Consider the following 14,006-nt stretch of genomic DNA (forward strand, 5'->3'; position numbering starts at 1 on the left):
AAATGGATACCCCCTATGACAGGCCCTCTACACGGACTGACCTTTATCGAACTGGCGGGCATTGGCCCCGGCCCCTTCTGCGGCATGATGCTGGCCGACATGGGCGCCACCGTCATCCGCGTTGACCGCCCCGGCGGCAACCCGCACTCGGCCATCGGCCATACCGTGCTGTTCCGCAACCGCCAGAACCTGGCACTGGACCTGAAAAGCCCGGAAGGCATCGAAACGGTACTCACACTCTGCGAAACCGCAGACGGCATTTTCGAGGGCTTCCGCCCCGGCGTCACCGAGCGTCTGGGCATTGGCCCGGAACAGTGTATGGCCCGCAACCCGAAACTGGTCTACGGACGCATGACCGGCTGGGGCCAGACTGGCCCGCTGGCCCAGGCCGCGGGTCACGACATGAACTACATTTCCCTCTCCGGCGCCCTGCACGCCATGGGGCGCTCCGGTGAAAAACCGGCGATCCCCCTTAACCTGGTGGGCGACTTCGGTGGCGGCGGCATGATGCTGGCGTTCGGCCTGGTGTGTGCCGCTCTGGAGGCCCAACGCTCCGGCGAAGGCCAGGTGGTAGATACCTCCATGGTCGAAGGCTCGGCCGCGCTCATGGCCATGTTCTACGGGCTCAAATCCCAGGGACTGTTTACCGACCAGCGCGGCACCCACATGCTGGACTCCGGCGCCCACTTCTACGAAGTGTACGAAACCGCCGACGGAAAATACGTCTCTATCGGCAGCATCGAGCCCCAGTTCTACGCTGAACTGTGTCGCATCGCCGAGCTGCCGGCAGACGATTTCGGCCACCAGATGAACCCGCCCAAGTGGCCGGAAATGAAACAAAAGCTGGCGGACGTCATCAAACAGAAAAGCCGTGATGAGTGGTGTGAGCTCATGGAAGGCACCGATGTGTGCTTTGCGCCGGTATTGAGCATTGAAGAAGCGCCTTCGCATCCTCATAACGTAGCCAGAGGCTCGTTCGTCACTGTGAACGGCAGCGTACAACCCGCCCCGACACCGCGCTTTTCCCGCAGTGCCAGTGGCGAGGTGAAACCTGCCAACACCGCCGGTGCCGACAGCACTACCGTGCTGCGCAACGCCGGCTTCAGCGACGACGCCATCGACAAACTGATCGCCAGTGGTGCGGTAAAACAGGACTGACCGTCCTGCGCTCCACCGGCTCTCCTCAGTCCGCCCCGATCCGCCGGGGCGGCTCTCAGGAGCCCATGGAGGACACAGGCATGCGCAACCCGGTTATCCCCGGCACCACCCTCGCGATCCACCCCGAACGCTTCCCCGATGCTGCCATCGACCTGCCCGCCAACGGCCGCCAGAAAGCCGTTCTCGGCGGTGGCTGTTTCTGGTGTGTAGAGGCGGTCTACCTGAACCTTGAAGGTGTCCACACCGTGGTGTCCGGCTACGCCGGTGGTGACCCCGACAAAGCCAACTATGAGGCGGTGTGCAGCGGCACCTCCGGCCATGCAGAAGTGGTGGAAATCGACTACGACAGCACGGTCATCTCCTATGGAGAATTGCTGAAGGTGTTCTTCTCGGTGGCGCACGATCCCACCCAGAAAGACCGCCAGGGCAACGATCGTGGCCCCCAGTACCGTTCCTCGATTTTCACTGCCAATGACGAAGAAAAACGGGTGGCCGAAGCCTATATCCAGCAGCTGGACAACGCCGGGGCTTTCACCGCCCCCATCGTCACCACACTGGAACCCCTTGACGCATTTTTCCCGGGCGAGGCCTACCATCAGAACTTCGCCCGCCGTAACCCGCAACAGGGTTATATCCGTGCGGTAGCTCAACCCAAAGTGGAAAAACTGATCCAGTCCTTCCCCGACAAACTGAAAGGAGATGCCTGATGGCCACGTCTTCCAGCGGCTATGACCTGACCCCGCTGAGCGATGCCGAAAAGCAGCAAAACGCCGCCAACCTGACCGACGAAGAGCGCCGTATCCTGCTCAATCAGGGAACCGAGCCACCGTTCTGTGGGGGCCTGCTCGATAACAAGGAAGACGGGGTCTACCACTGCAAACTGTGTGACCTGCCGCTGTTCAGTTCGGCCAGCAAATTCGAATCCGGGACCGGCTGGCCCAGTTTTTATGCGCCTTTTGACAACGAGCATATTCGTGAACTGCGCGATACCAGCCACGGCATGATCCGCGTGGAAATCCGTTGCGCCCGGTGCGACGGCCACCTGGGCCATGTGTTCCCCGATGGTCCTCCACCCACAGGCCAGCGTTACTGCCTGAACTCTGCCTCGATGACGTTCAAGGCATAACCCACCCCGCTTTCCGCAGGGGCCTCCCCCATGGCCCCTGTCATCTGGCCTCCCATCCGGCACCACAGCCGCCCTGACTAGACCGCAGAGCACAGCGTCCGAATCTGTCATTGCCTCCTGTTACACTCTGTATACCATCGGATTCAGACCCCCAAGTCATTCCAAAGGCCCGCGGCTCCACCCGCTGGCCCCGATATCGGCAAGATCACAGGAGGCATCATGAACGCCGCGACCCCTGCCCCGACCCGCGAAGAATCCGCCCAGGACCGCTGGGACCGTATCCCCGTCATCAAGACCGGTGACGACTATCTGGCCAGCCTGCGTAACCGTGGCACCCGCCTGTTCCTTTTTGGCGAACTGATCGACGAACCCGCCGATCACCCCATTATCAAGCCGAGCATCAATGCCCTGCGCGCCAGCTATGACCTGGCCATCGAGGATCCCGAGCTGGCTACGGCCTGGTCACCGCTGATCGAGCAGCAGGTCAACCGGTTTCTGCACATCGTGGAATCGCCCTCGGACCTGGTGAAAAAGAACAAGATGCAGCGTCGCATGGGCCAGATTACCGGCACCTGCTTCCAGCGTTGCACAGGCCTGGACACCATCAGTGTGCTGCACTCGGTCACTTACGAAATCGACGAGAAACACGGCACCCAGTACCACCAGCGTTACCTGGAATTTCTCAAGGAAGCGCAGCGCAAGAACATCCTGATTGCCGCCGGCATGACCGACCCCAAAGGGGACCGCAGCAAGCGCCCCGCAGAACAGGCCGACCCGGACATGTTCATGCGGGTGACCCGACGCACCGACAAGGGCATCTACGTCAAAGGCGTAAAAGCCCACATGACCGGTGGCTGGAACCAGCACTGGATCTGTGTACTGCCCACCATGAACCTGACTGAAGGCGACAAGGATTACGCCGTGGTCGGGATGATCCCCGGCGACGCTGAAGGCATCACCTATATCTACGGCCGTCAGAGCTGCGACACCCGCGCCCTGGAAGGCGGCGATATCGACCAGGGCAACGCCCAGTACGGCGGCCAGGAAGTGCTGGTCTACTTTGATGACGTTTTCATCCCCAACGAGCACGTATTCATGGATGGCGAATACGAATTCGCCCAGGAGCTGGTCACCCGCTTTACCGCCTACCACCGCGCCAGCTACGTGTGCAAAACCGGCTTGGGCGACGTCATGGTGGGCGCGGCTGCCTCCATCGTCGAATACAACGGCCTGGAAAAAGTCAGCCACATTCGCGACAAACTGGTGGAGATGACTCACCTCAACGAGACCATCTACTCCTCCGGTATTGCCAGCTCCCACGAAGCGAAAAAGATGCCCAGCGGCATCTACATGAACGACACCATGCTGGCGAATGTGTGCAAGCACAACGTGACCCGCTTCCCCTACGAAATCTCCCGTCTGGCCCAGGATCTTGCCGGCGGCATCATGGTCACCATGCCCAGCGAACAGGATCTGGACAATGAAGAAGCCGGCGACATCATCCGTCGCTTCCTCAAAGGCCGTGACGACATCCCCACCGAAGATCGCATGCGTATCCTGCGACTCATCGAGAACATGACACTGGGCCGCAATGCGGTGGGTTATCTCACCGAGTCCATGCATGGGGCCGGCAGCCCGCAGGCCCAGCGCATTCAGATTTTGCGTGGCATGGAGGTGGAGAAGAAGAAGTGGCACGCCCGCAAACTGGCTGGCATCAAACAGGAAGCGTGATTCCTGCTTGCCTGCACGGGGCGTCCTGCTAGAATGGCGCGCGCCCCGTAAGCCGGGCATGCCGGGATAGCTCAGTCGGTAGAGCAACTGATTCGTAATCAGTAGGTCCGCGGTTCGATTCCGCGTTCCGGCACCATTAAGAACACAAAAAGCCGCGCCCTCCCGGGCGCGGCTTTTTTTGTACCGCAAAACCATCAAGGCAGTCCGTAGGAACGTCACTCTCGGCGCGATACCGATCCAGGGTAAAACCCGTTTCCCCCAGACAACACAATCATTTGCCGCCGAAGGCTTTCTGCCAACCGACAGTGAAGGTGTAATCCGTTTCCATCTGAATGCCGTGCAGGGATTCCTGTACCGGCGCCTTGTATTCCATTGCCAGGCGATGCCCTTTCAGTGCGCCATTCTTGCCCAGCAGGTTCAGGCCAACACCGATATCCAGACGCTGGCCTCCCTTGGCTTCCGGGTCTGCAGCGGGGTTCATCATCGGGGAAATGGTCAGATCTTCCGCTTCACCATGGATATCCGACCACCAGCTCTTGTAGGCCGCCACGGATACCGACGCCCAGGGCGCGAGCGGTTTGGCTGCCCAGGCGGTAAGGAACTTTCGAGACCCCAGTTTGTAGCCCTGATCGTTCTCATCCAGTGCAATTCTGGCGCTGGCCTGGGCGCCCCAGCTCCAGCTGGCGTATTGCTTGTTCAGGGTAATTCCCGGACGAGCCTCGTAACTGCCAGAGCCCAACTGCATGGGATATGGCAGCTGCAATTCCTGCCCTGCCATGGGGATGTAGTCCTCTTCCTCGATAGACCCTGTCGGCAGGCCCAGCACCAGATTCAGGTGTAAACGGTAGCCACCTTGATCATAGAACTTGTACAACCCGCCCACGCTGACATCACCAATACCGGACGTTTCCGTATCGAACTCGTCTTCCATGGTGTTCATCATCATGGTCATACGGGTTTTGGTCGTCATTTCGTTGGTGCTGTAAGGCAACATGGCCAGCAGGGTCAGGTTGTCCGTGGGCGCATACATGGCGCCGACCATGTGCATTTCCATGGTCATATCGTAAGGCAGGGCTTTCATGTTCATTGGGCCCATGCCGGGGATCTCGTCGAACGCCTCATTGGTGCTCAGCGAGTCACTGCCAGACTTGGCTCCGCTCATGCCCATACCCATGTAGCGGTAGGACAACATCCATTCCCCCTTGGCATGGGTATGGTCGCCCATGACGGAAATGGGGGCATGGCTATCCGCACGGCCACCGTCGTAATGGCCCCAGGCCAGACCAGAAGTAGCAAGAATGGCGGCTGCCAGCGTGCAGCGAGTGAAGGTCGTCGACATGCGTATTCCCCGTTGAGTGACAAACGGGCCACAGGGTAGCGCCCGGCGCCACAAAACCAATGTGGCAAATTGTCGCAGTCAGCCCTTCAGCTGGCGTCGATACTGGCCTGGCGCGCAGCCCTGCCACCGCTTGAAGGCATGATAGAAGTTGGCGGTATCCGCAAACCCCAACTGCTGGGCCAACTCCGGCAGGTTGCATTCCGGAGCGGCCAGAGCCTGGCGGGCAAAGTCGAGCCGAACCTGATCCCGCAATTGCACAAAGCGGGCGCCCTCTTCCAGCAAGCGGCGCTGCAGGGTACGCGGGGTCATGGCCAATGCCGCCGCCACGGCCTCGATGTGCAGGTCTCCCCCGTTCAGCTGGGTACGCAACTGGGTCAGCACCTGGCCGGTGATCCCGCCCGCTCGGCTGAGGCCGGTCAGCCGTTGGTCCGCCGAGCGCCGCAAGCGCTCATGGTATTTGGGGTAGGCTCTCGGCAGAGGCTCGGCCAATAGCATGGCGGAAAACTGAATCGCGTTACGCGGGGCAGCAAAGTGCAACGGGCACTGGAAGAACGCATGGTAACCCTGCCGCTGGGCCACCACCGGCGTGGCATGCTGAAAGTGAACTTCGTCGAGCCGGAACTGCCCGGCCATCAAGGAACGGCCAATGGCCACCATGGTCGCCACAACCAGATCGTTGTGTTCGCGGGTAGCCGTGAATCGCAGCGTTGGCTCACGGCTGACCACCGACAGGCGCACCGACTTGCCCACCAGCTCCATACCGAATTCGAGATAAGGCACGATCAGGTCCTTGTAGCGAAACAGCATGCCCAGTCCCTGCTCCAGTGTGGCCGCTGTGGCCATCAGGGTACCCAGCAAATCCAGGTTGCCGTAGTGGTTATCTGCGCCCACATGCAGGCCAAACAGGGGATCCTCGCTTTCGGTAAAGGCGGTGAAGAGCAGTTCGTCCAGCTGTTGCAGACTGATGTAGCAATCACTGCGACCCACAATCTCCGCATCAATCCCGATGCGCTCAAACAGGGCCTGGATGTCCAGCTGGCTGCGCAAGGACACTTCCAGCAAACCCGGCAGAATGGAGGCCGGAAGCAATGTTGTTGTCATGGCCATACCTCGTTATCCCCTGACGCCGGGGAGCCTCTGAATAACGCCTTGCATGCTCAGCGTGACCTGGAGCGTGCAGCTGTTGCGTCTTGTCTCGACGGTAAGGGTGGTTCCCTTGCCTAGAGGCAAGGCGCAGCAGATGTGCGCTCCAGGCCGCGCCCTTCGGGTCTTCCAGGCTGGTCCCGCACTCGTTGCGGCACTTCCTTCGAAGGTGAAGAGCAGATGGATAGACATATCTCGATCCCATTTAGGGGACACCCTCAAAAAAGACTGAGCACGCAGGGCGTTATTCAGAGGCTCCCTAACCCCGCCAACAAGGTCAACGCTGCTGTCACAATTGGCCTGTTATGCCGGTGGCAGCCCCGGTAAGCTAGTGGGCTTTGGAACCCCGGCCCACTACAGGGATGCATCATGCTGAAACGTTATCTTGTCGATGAAGTCACCGACACCGGCGCACCACGCAAACAAGCCTTCAAACTGTTTGCCGAGGCCAGTAACTGGCAGAACTGGTGCTCTGTGGTCCGCCACGCCCGCCTGCTCAACGGCGACTGGCGACGCGGCGCCTTCCTGTTGTTCGTGGTAGATCTGCCCGGCCTGCCGCCTGCTCCGGTGGTCGTGAAGGTGTACGAATACAAGGAAAACGAGCGCATCACCTGGGGCCTGGACACACCGGTGGGCCGCATCCTGCACCGGTTCACCTTCCTCGATGATGACAACGGAAACTGCCGGGTGCATCAGGAAGAATGGACCGAAGGCCTGTTGACCCCACTGGTAGGCTGGCCTGCCGGCAAGGTCATTCACCGCTTCGACACACGCTTCGCCGCAGAATACGCGGCTATGTTCTGATTGGCTGACCGGATACTTCCATGACCCATCGGCTATTCAAGGCCTACTGCAAGGCGGTGCTGGCGCACCCTATTTTCTGGCTGGTCCTTCTGGCTTTGGCCTGCGGCTATGCCGCCACGCAGGCCAGGCACTTCGAGATCGACGCCTCCACCGATTCCCTGATCCTGGAAAACGACAAGGACCTGCAGTACTACCGCAAGGTGTCCAAACAGTATGGCGGCAGCGATTTCCTGGTCATCACCTACACCCCAAACCAGGCCCCCCTGTTCCAGCGCGACACTCTCAGCCATTTGCAGGGCCTGCAGGAAGAGTTAAAAGCCGTCAGTCGGGTGAAATCGGTGTACAGCATGCTGGACGTGCCGCTGCTGTTCAGCCCGCAAGTCGAATTCAGCGACCTTGCCAACGGCTACCGTACGCTCACCGACAGCGATGTGGACCTGCAGCAGGCTGAAGCCGAATTTACCGACGTCAATCCGTTCTACGAAGACCTGCTGGTCAGTGACGACGGAGGCACAACCGCCCTGCTGGTGACCTTCGAGCGCGATGCAACCTACTACGAACGGTTGAACCGGCGTAACGACTTGCGCGAACAACAACGCAATGGCGAACTGGATGCCAATGGGGAAACCCAGCTGGAACAAGCCACCCAGGCGTTCAGCGAGTACAACAGCCGCATTCAGGAACGCACCGCCGGCGAGATTCGCCAGGTGCGCGACATCATGGATAACTACCGCGACCAGGCAGACCTGTTCCTCGGCGGTATGCCCATGATCACCACCGATATCGTCAGTTTTATCCGTGCCGATCTGAAGGTATTCGGTGCCGGGGTACTGGTCTTCCTGATCATTGCCCTCTTCATTATCTTCCGCCGTCCGCGCTGGGTCATCGTGCCCCTGGCCTGCTGTGCAATCACCGTACTGCTCGTGACCGGCCTGCTGGGGCTGATGGACTGGAAGGTGTCGGTGATCAGCAGCAACTACATCTCGCTGCTACTCATCATCACCATGTCCATCACCATCCACCTCACCGTGCGCTTTCGCGAGTTGCATGAGGCAAACCCGGATGCCAGCCAGGCATGGTTGATCAAGGAAACCGCAGCCCACATGCTGCGCCCCAGCATCTACATGATTCTGACCACCATGGTGGGCTTTTCCTCACTGGTGATCAGCGGCATTCGTCCGGTCATCGACTTCGGCTGGATGATGACCCTGGGGCTGGGCGTGGCGCTGGCCGTATGCTTCCTGGCTTTCCCCGCGCTGCTGGCTCCCCTGGCACCGGGCAAACCCCGCCAGGGCAAGGACATCAGCCGTCAGCTCACCCTCGCCTTCGCCCACTTCACCGAACGCCATCGTCCGGTTCTGCTGGTGGTCGCCGTACTGGTCGCGGTGGGCTCCTTGTGGGGCGTCAGCAAGCTAACGGTAGAAAACCGGTTTATCGATTACTTCCAGGAAGAAACGGAAATCTACAAGGGGATGGTGCGGATCGACCGCAAACTTGGCGGCACCACCCCCATGGACATCATCATTGATGCCCCCAAAGTAGAAAAAAGCACCTTTGCTCGCCAACAGCCCGACCAGGGTTGGGACGGCGAAGCGCTGGAGGATTCCGCCAGCGATCCCTTCGCCGACGGCGGCGATCCGTTCGCTGGCAGTGATCCGTTTGCCAGTGGCAATTCTGCACAAGACACTGATGCCTTTGCAGACAATGCCCCTGTCGACGACCCCTTTGCCGCCGGTGGCGACGTCAGCGATCCGTTCGCACAACAAGACAGCGCCCAGGCGCAATCGCTGAAAGATGCCTACTGGTTTACCCCCGCGCGGCTGGCCCAGCTGGTCGAGATCCAGGAGTACCTCGAAAGCCTGCCGGAAACCGGCAAAGTGCTGTCGCTGGCCACCACCTATGAAGTGGCCGCCAAACTCAACGGTGGCCCACTGGAGTACGTCCAGCTCATGCTGCTGGCCAAGTTCATTCCCGCAGACCTGCATCAACAGCTGGTAAAACCCTACCTCTCGGACGACGGCAACCAGGTGCGCATCAGTGTCCGGGTGATCGACTCTGACAAGAACCTCAATCGCAACGCCCTGCTCGCCAAAATCCGTCACGATCTGCAGAACGACTTCGGCCTGCAACCGGAACAGGTGCATCTCACCGGGGCCATGGTGCTCTACAACAACATGCTGCAAAGCCTGTTCGACTCACAGATCAAGACCCTGGGCTACGTGTTCGCCGCCATCCTGATCATGCTGCTGATTCTGTTCCGAAGCCTGCCTGTGGCGTTGATCAGCATGGTTCCCAGCCTGGTGTCCGCTGCACTGGTGCTCGGCCTGATGGGCTGGATCGGGTTGCCACTGGATTTGATGACCATCACCATCACCGCCATCACCATCGGCATCGCCGTGGATGACACCATCCACTACATCCACCGCTTCCATGAAGAGCTGCCCAACGACAACGATTACGTGGCCACCATGAAGCGCTGTCACGGCTCCATTGGTAAAGCGATGTACTACACCTCGCTCACCATCATCGCCGGCTTCTCGATCCTGGCCCTGTCCAGCTTCAACCCAACGGTCTACTTCGGGCTGCTGACCGGACTGGCCATGCTGGTGGCGCTGCTGAGCAACCTGACCCTGTTGCCAGCCCTGCTGATTACCCTTAAACCCAAACTCCGGGCGGGCTGACACCAACACCAACGGCGGAGATTGCCTCACCTCAATCTCCGCCCACGTAGCTCCTTACCCTTTCCCCTTTCTTTACCCGCATACGCTTTGCACACCCTGCTTGTCGCAATTTCATGGCAAAATGCCATGATAAATGATCGGGCCGGGGGGCCTGACAATCACAAGGGAAGGGAACCGACACCATGCTTAACTCTGCATTTTCCAGGGCTTCACTCTGGCCTGCGCTACTGGCTTGCCTGCTTATCACGGGATGCACAGGCACACGCTACATTCCCCCTCAGGGACAACTCGCCGCACCCGCATCCCCTCCTGCCGCCCTGAAAGGGTTTGAGGGCAACGCCCAAGTGGAACTGGATGTCGCCGGGGGCTATGCCTCACCCAATGATCGGACTTATCCGACACAGCTGGCCAACGACGAAATTCAACGCTGGTTCGCTGGCAACGGTGACGACCTGACCGTTCACATTCGCAATGAGAATACCCGGGACAGCGGCTGGTTAAGCATGGTGCCCTACTTTCTGACGCTGGGGATTTTGCCCTCCTGGTTGAACACCGAGGGGGAAACAGTGATGGAAGTGAAGGCCGGGGATGAGGTGTTATTTGCGAATCGCGAAGACGTTGCGTACAAATCGGCCCTGTCCATGCTGCTTCCGACTGCCTACCTGGTCGGCAGCCCAGGCAAACAACAGTACGAAATCATGGCGCATGATCAGCTCAACCGGCATAAGCATGCTCTTCAGGCTTTCATCACATCCCAACAGGCCGGTTACGAAACCGCGGTATCCGACGGCACAGTAGAAGCCTATCGCCAGTATCTTCAGGCCAATCCCGACTCGTTCTTCCGAATGGAAACCTTGCGGCGGCTATCCGAACTCGCGCCGGAAAAACAGGCGCTCGCCTTTCACCGCGACAACATCGCGATCGATAATACCTATATCGTTTACCTCCCCGATGAATACGATATCTGGTTCCTTGGCCCTGCCAACATGAAAGTCTACGACGTTCTCCGACTGTCCAGCGCCGAAGACGATGTCCTGCTCGCCTCACGCATTCGTGCCGCAAATCAGCCCTACAAGGTTTTCAGTAGTGATGAAATTGCCCTGCTCAAAGAAGGAGGCCTGTCTTCTGCACTAATCGCGGCCATGATTGACGCTAGCGCCAATACGGCACCAAGCAGCCCCGTCCCTGATGGTGTGAGCAGTGCGGCAGTAGATAGCGAAACGACCGAAGCGTCAGCCGCCGTGGCCCAGCCCGGGGCCGCAGATATCGCTGGCCAGTGCGCCAAGCGCTATGCCGCTCTCAAGGCTTGTGACCAGGTGCCCTCCTTCGGGGCCAATGTCTGCCGCAGTCAGGTGAAAAAGAAGTATTCCCACATGGCCTGTGAATTGATCCAGTGAGCCTGATTCGGTGGCATCATCGGCTTGACTTGATAACTGTCCAAATGAACAGTATATTGATCGTCCGGGTAGCCCACAGGCCTTCATTACTGTGACCCCAGGAAAGCCTGCTGATTGATCTCCGCGCCCCAGGGACGGGGCCGGGCTCCCGGACTCATTCAAATAGCACAACGCCATCACCACGAGTTGTGCTATGGGCAGGAGCAGCGCTCGAGCCGCGTACCACTAGAATCGCCAGCCGGCAGACTCCCTCTGTGCCATTGCCTCCGGGCAACCCGCATCGCTGACTGGCAGATCACGTATCCCCACCAGACTCTCTTTTCAATCGCTGCCGGTCCCGAATTGCCTGCACTTTGTTTTCAAAGCTCTCCTCAGCACCTGCCTTCTCAACCGCAGGCTCGCCATCCCCGGAACCGTGCGGCTCCAGTGCATCCAGCAGAACACCGGGCAACAATAACACTCCAGCTGAAAAACTCAGCACAGAGCCCATCGCCGCCACCAGCAGCAGGGCCTCATTGCCCATGTCAGGAATGAGCGAAAGGAAGAAAGGAATAATCATTAACAGCAACAGCGACACGTTCATTCTTGATTGGTAACGCCCTCCAAGAAGACGCCCCACCTTTCGCATTCGAAAATAGAATGAAACAGCAGCCAATAGACTCAGGGCTGACAGCGCCCAAAACAGATACGTCACAACACGTCCTTTTTCTTACTTGGGGATTGAGTGAATCCCTAGCCTTCTGGTTTCTCCAGTTCCTGCAACACATAGCCCACCTCTTCCATTTTCTCGGTGAGCAGCTGCTGCGCATCCTGAAGCCCCCGGTTGTAGAAATGGGGTCCAATCTCCGCCGCGAAGAAGTCCATCAGAAACTCCGCCTCAAAGCCCCCAATCTCTTGATTCAGCTCAGAGTCAAAATACGCCTTGATCTTGCTGACCATGCGATCTTTCTGATCCTGGCTGAAGGTAATCTCCGTCATAATCCATCCATCACGTGTAGAAACTCATGCTTGCATAGCGATCAACGTCAACCTGCGACAGCAAGCCTACCCTCGTCCCAACAAGCCATTCCCCAGCAAATACCCAGCCCCAAACACCGCAGCGCCAAAGATCAGCGTATTGGAGAGAATCCCCTCAAAGGTGTATTGCGGCTGCCCGCTGAAGGCCACATGCAACCCGGCATGCACCACCAGAAACACCGACACCCAACACTGCCCCTGCGCCACTCGCTCAGGCAAGCGGCTGGTTAGCCAGCCCAATACCAGCGCGAATATCGGCACATGCAACACCACAAACACCACACGTCCCACATCGGGCGCCAGCCAACTGGTCAACGGCAACACCCGCCACTCACTATGGGTCATGGCATCCAACTCGTGGGTAAACAGCAGGCTCACACCGATAAGAAACAGGGCTCTAAGCCAGAGAGGTTGGGGAACGGTGGACATAGCGGGATCCCTGGGGTTGTGTTTCCCTGTTCTACCGTGGATTGAGGGTAAAGGGAACACCAGGGAGCAGGTCTTGTCTTTTCACATCCCAAACACGAAGCAAGACCTCGTATCTCTCTCGGAATGCTAACGCCCGGCTCACGCGCCGGTTTGGAGCCGCGAAGCGGCGGAAAATCGGTCGCCGTGCAGCCGATTGTTAATTGTTGATGCTCAACGTCACCGGTACGTGGTCGCTAATTGAAATCCATTCATCGTGGTGACCCACCTGCAAATCACATTCATCTACAAAGTCTGACGAGGTAAACACGTAATCAATGTGATAAGCCTTCTCGCGGTTCCGCTGCAAGAAAAATGTTGGGCTGGTCTCCTTACCCTGTTCTTCCTCAAAGACTCGATGATACTGGCTCTTGAAACCCATCTCGCCGAGCTCAGCGACTACGTCTGAGTGATTCCACCAGCGGTCCGGCTTATCCCAGCGCACATTGCTATTAAAATCGCCGAGAATGACTGTTTTTGGTCCGCTAAGATCGTCACGGTGAATCTGAAGGTACTTCCAGAATTGCCCCATGTAGCCAAATACTTCTTCGTTGCGCCCCTTCGTCCAAACAGCCAACACGGTAAAATCTCTATTAATAATGAAAGGTAGGAAAAGCCTGAGATCTTCCGTGCACCAATTCAGTGTTTCACTTTTGCTGAACAGCCCTGGGACCGAAAAGCTGCCACTCCAATTTAACTTTTCAACTCGATGACCATTCCGCGGAAAAATGCCGATGCCACGATTTTTTGATTCACCCACCCACAGGTAGGAACCGGCCCATTCTCTATATGCTGGTGTCGATAGTGCAGGGTCTTCACATTCCTGGATCACTAAGACATCAGCTTGCAAGCTATCGGCTTCTGCAAGCTTCCTTCTGAGTGCTCCATTACAATTCCAGGTAACAACTTTCATAGGTAGAGACAATTAACGCCCGCATTTGCGGGAAATTGGAGCGCAGCGGAAATTTATCCGCAACATGCGTTTGTTATACACCGCCAACCTCTAAGAAATCACCGGTCTCACTGTCATACACCTTAGCGCGAAGTGCCTGAGCAATCGTTTCGATTAGCTTTTGGTTCTCCGGTGAGCGGGCACAACTGAATGATATAGCCTGTGGCGCAGGAAGCCCCTCTAGGGTGAAGTG

At 58.3% G+C, this 14,006-nt stretch carries 13 protein-coding genes and 1 tRNA gene; 8 read left to right on the plus strand and 6 right to left on the minus strand.

The genetic code is table 11. The annotated features are described in order from the left end of the window. Positions 1 to 15 precede the first annotated feature (15 nt). The 5 genes from D4A39_RS05285 (at position 16) to D4A39_RS05305 (ending at position 4,151) form a co-directional block, all read left to right on the plus strand. Positions 16 to 1,158, plus strand: a complete 1,143-nt coding sequence (locus D4A39_RS05285; protein ID WP_022986676.1) for a CaiB/BaiF CoA transferase family protein — start codon at positions 16 to 18, stop codon at positions 1,156 to 1,158. A gap of 80 nt (positions 1,159 to 1,238) precedes the next feature. Further along, positions 1,239 to 1,865, plus strand: coding sequence for a peptide-methionine (S)-S-oxide reductase MsrA (msrA, locus tag D4A39_RS05290; protein ID WP_119917660.1), 627 nt, complete (start codon positions 1,239 to 1,241; stop codon positions 1,863 to 1,865). Then, positions 1,865 to 2,284 (plus strand): peptide-methionine (R)-S-oxide reductase MsrB, encoded by a 420-nt coding sequence (gene msrB, locus D4A39_RS05295; RefSeq protein ID WP_102791481.1) that lies wholly within the window; start codon positions 1,865 to 1,867, stop codon positions 2,282 to 2,284. Before msrA ends, msrB begins: the two co-directional genes overlap by 1 nt. A 219-nt stretch (positions 2,285 to 2,503) precedes the next feature. Beyond that, the gene (locus D4A39_RS05300; protein ID WP_022986679.1) at positions 2,504 to 4,015 is read left to right on the plus strand and encodes a 4-hydroxyphenylacetate 3-hydroxylase family protein; all 1,512 of its coding nucleotides are present in this window, start codon (positions 2,504 to 2,506) and stop codon (positions 4,013 to 4,015) included. 60 nt (positions 4,016 to 4,075) lie between these two features. Continuing rightward, positions 4,076 to 4,151: transfer RNA gene (locus tag D4A39_RS05305), tRNA-Thr, on the plus strand. 135 nt (positions 4,152 to 4,286) lie between these two features. Here D4A39_RS05305 and D4A39_RS05310 read toward each other — a convergent pair. Both D4A39_RS05310 and D4A39_RS05315 read right to left on the minus strand, forming a co-directional pair. After that, positions 4,287 to 5,354, minus strand: a complete 1,068-nt coding sequence (locus tag D4A39_RS05310) for a transporter (protein ID WP_102791480.1) — start codon at positions 5,352 to 5,354, stop codon at positions 4,287 to 4,289. A 78-nt stretch (positions 5,355 to 5,432) separates the two neighbouring features. Further along, complete coding sequence (locus D4A39_RS05315; RefSeq protein WP_119917661.1) at positions 5,433 to 6,455, minus strand: AraC family transcriptional regulator; 1,023 nt, start codon at positions 6,453 to 6,455, stop codon at positions 5,433 to 5,435. 411 nt (positions 6,456 to 6,866) lie between these two features. Here D4A39_RS05315 and D4A39_RS05320 point away from each other — a divergent pair, with 411 nt between their 5' ends. From D4A39_RS05320 to D4A39_RS05330, 3 genes are all read left to right on the plus strand, one after another. Beyond that, positions 6,867 to 7,301, plus strand: coding sequence for an SRPBCC family protein (locus D4A39_RS05320; protein ID WP_022986682.1), 435 nt, complete (start codon positions 6,867 to 6,869; stop codon positions 7,299 to 7,301). Positions 7,302 to 7,321: 20 nt separating this feature from the next. Then, positions 7,322 to 9,982, plus strand: coding sequence for an efflux RND transporter permease subunit (locus D4A39_RS05325; RefSeq protein WP_119917619.1), 2,661 nt, complete (start codon positions 7,322 to 7,324; stop codon positions 9,980 to 9,982). A gap of 182 nt (positions 9,983 to 10,164) precedes the next feature. Further along, a complete protein-coding gene (locus D4A39_RS05330; RefSeq protein ID WP_147393887.1) occupies positions 10,165 to 11,379 on the plus strand; it encodes a hypothetical protein in 1,215 nt (404 codons plus the stop codon). A 295-nt stretch (positions 11,380 to 11,674) separates the two neighbouring features. Here the strand turns inward: D4A39_RS05330 and D4A39_RS05335 are convergent, their stop codons facing one another. The 4 genes from D4A39_RS05335 to D4A39_RS05350 all read right to left on the minus strand — a co-directional run bounded on the left by D4A39_RS05335 (position 11,675) and on the right by D4A39_RS05350 (position 13,774). After that, positions 11,675 to 12,073, minus strand: coding sequence for a hypothetical protein (locus D4A39_RS05335; protein WP_147393888.1), 399 nt, complete (start codon positions 12,071 to 12,073; stop codon positions 11,675 to 11,677). Between the two features lie 38 nt (positions 12,074 to 12,111). After that, positions 12,112 to 12,357 carry a DUF2164 domain-containing protein gene (locus tag D4A39_RS05340; protein WP_022986686.1) on the minus strand — a complete coding sequence of 82 codons (246 nt, stop codon included), beginning with the start codon at positions 12,355 to 12,357 and terminating at the stop codon, positions 12,112 to 12,114. 66 nt (positions 12,358 to 12,423) lie between these two features. Next, the gene (locus D4A39_RS05345) at positions 12,424 to 12,825 is read right to left on the minus strand and encodes a DUF6713 family protein (RefSeq protein ID WP_119917622.1); all 402 of its coding nucleotides are present in this window, start codon (positions 12,823 to 12,825) and stop codon (positions 12,424 to 12,426) included. 196 nt (positions 12,826 to 13,021) lie between these two features. Continuing rightward, positions 13,022 to 13,774 (minus strand): endonuclease/exonuclease/phosphatase family protein, encoded by a 753-nt coding sequence (locus D4A39_RS05350; RefSeq protein ID WP_119917623.1) that lies wholly within the window; start codon positions 13,772 to 13,774, stop codon positions 13,022 to 13,024. Positions 13,775 to 14,006: the final 232 nt, after the last annotated feature.

It is taken from the genome of Alcanivorax profundi (genome assembly GCF_003597125.1).
Classification (GTDB): Bacteria; Pseudomonadota; Gammaproteobacteria; order Pseudomonadales; family Alcanivoracaceae; genus Alcanivorax; species Alcanivorax profundi.

Bases quoted from the DNA above. Each gene is read 5' to 3' on its own strand.
- D4A39_RS05310 (WP_102791480.1), bottom strand. From the start codon at position 5,354: ATGTCGACGACCTTCACTCGCTGCACGCTGGCAGCCGCCATTCTTGCT.
- D4A39_RS05325 (WP_119917619.1), top strand. From the start codon at position 7,322: ATGACCCATCGGCTATTCAAGGCCTACTGCAAGGCGGTGCTGGCGCAC.
- msrB (WP_102791481.1), top strand. From the start codon at position 1,865: ATGGCCACGTCTTCCAGCGGCTATGACCTGACCCCGCTGAGCGATGCC.
- D4A39_RS05285 (WP_022986676.1), top strand. From the start codon at position 16: ATGACAGGCCCTCTACACGGACTGACCTTTATCGAACTGGCGGGCATT.
- D4A39_RS05350 (WP_119917623.1), bottom strand. From the start codon at position 13,774: ATGAAAGTTGTTACCTGGAATTGTAATGGAGCACTCAGAAGGAAGCTT.
- D4A39_RS05345 (WP_119917622.1), bottom strand. From the start codon at position 12,825: ATGTCCACCGTTCCCCAACCTCTCTGGCTTAGAGCCCTGTTTCTTATC.
- msrA (WP_119917660.1), top strand. From the start codon at position 1,239: ATGCGCAACCCGGTTATCCCCGGCACCACCCTCGCGATCCACCCCGAA.
- D4A39_RS05330 (WP_147393887.1), top strand. From the start codon at position 10,165: ATGCTTAACTCTGCATTTTCCAGGGCTTCACTCTGGCCTGCGCTACTG.
- D4A39_RS05340 (WP_022986686.1), bottom strand. From the start codon at position 12,357: ATGACGGAGATTACCTTCAGCCAGGATCAGAAAGATCGCATGGTCAGC.
- D4A39_RS05300 (WP_022986679.1), top strand. From the start codon at position 2,504: ATGAACGCCGCGACCCCTGCCCCGACCCGCGAAGAATCCGCCCAGGAC.
- D4A39_RS05315 (WP_119917661.1), bottom strand. From the start codon at position 6,455: ATGACAACAACATTGCTTCCGGCCTCCATTCTGCCGGGTTTGCTGGAA.
- D4A39_RS05320 (WP_022986682.1), top strand. From the start codon at position 6,867: ATGCTGAAACGTTATCTTGTCGATGAAGTCACCGACACCGGCGCACCA.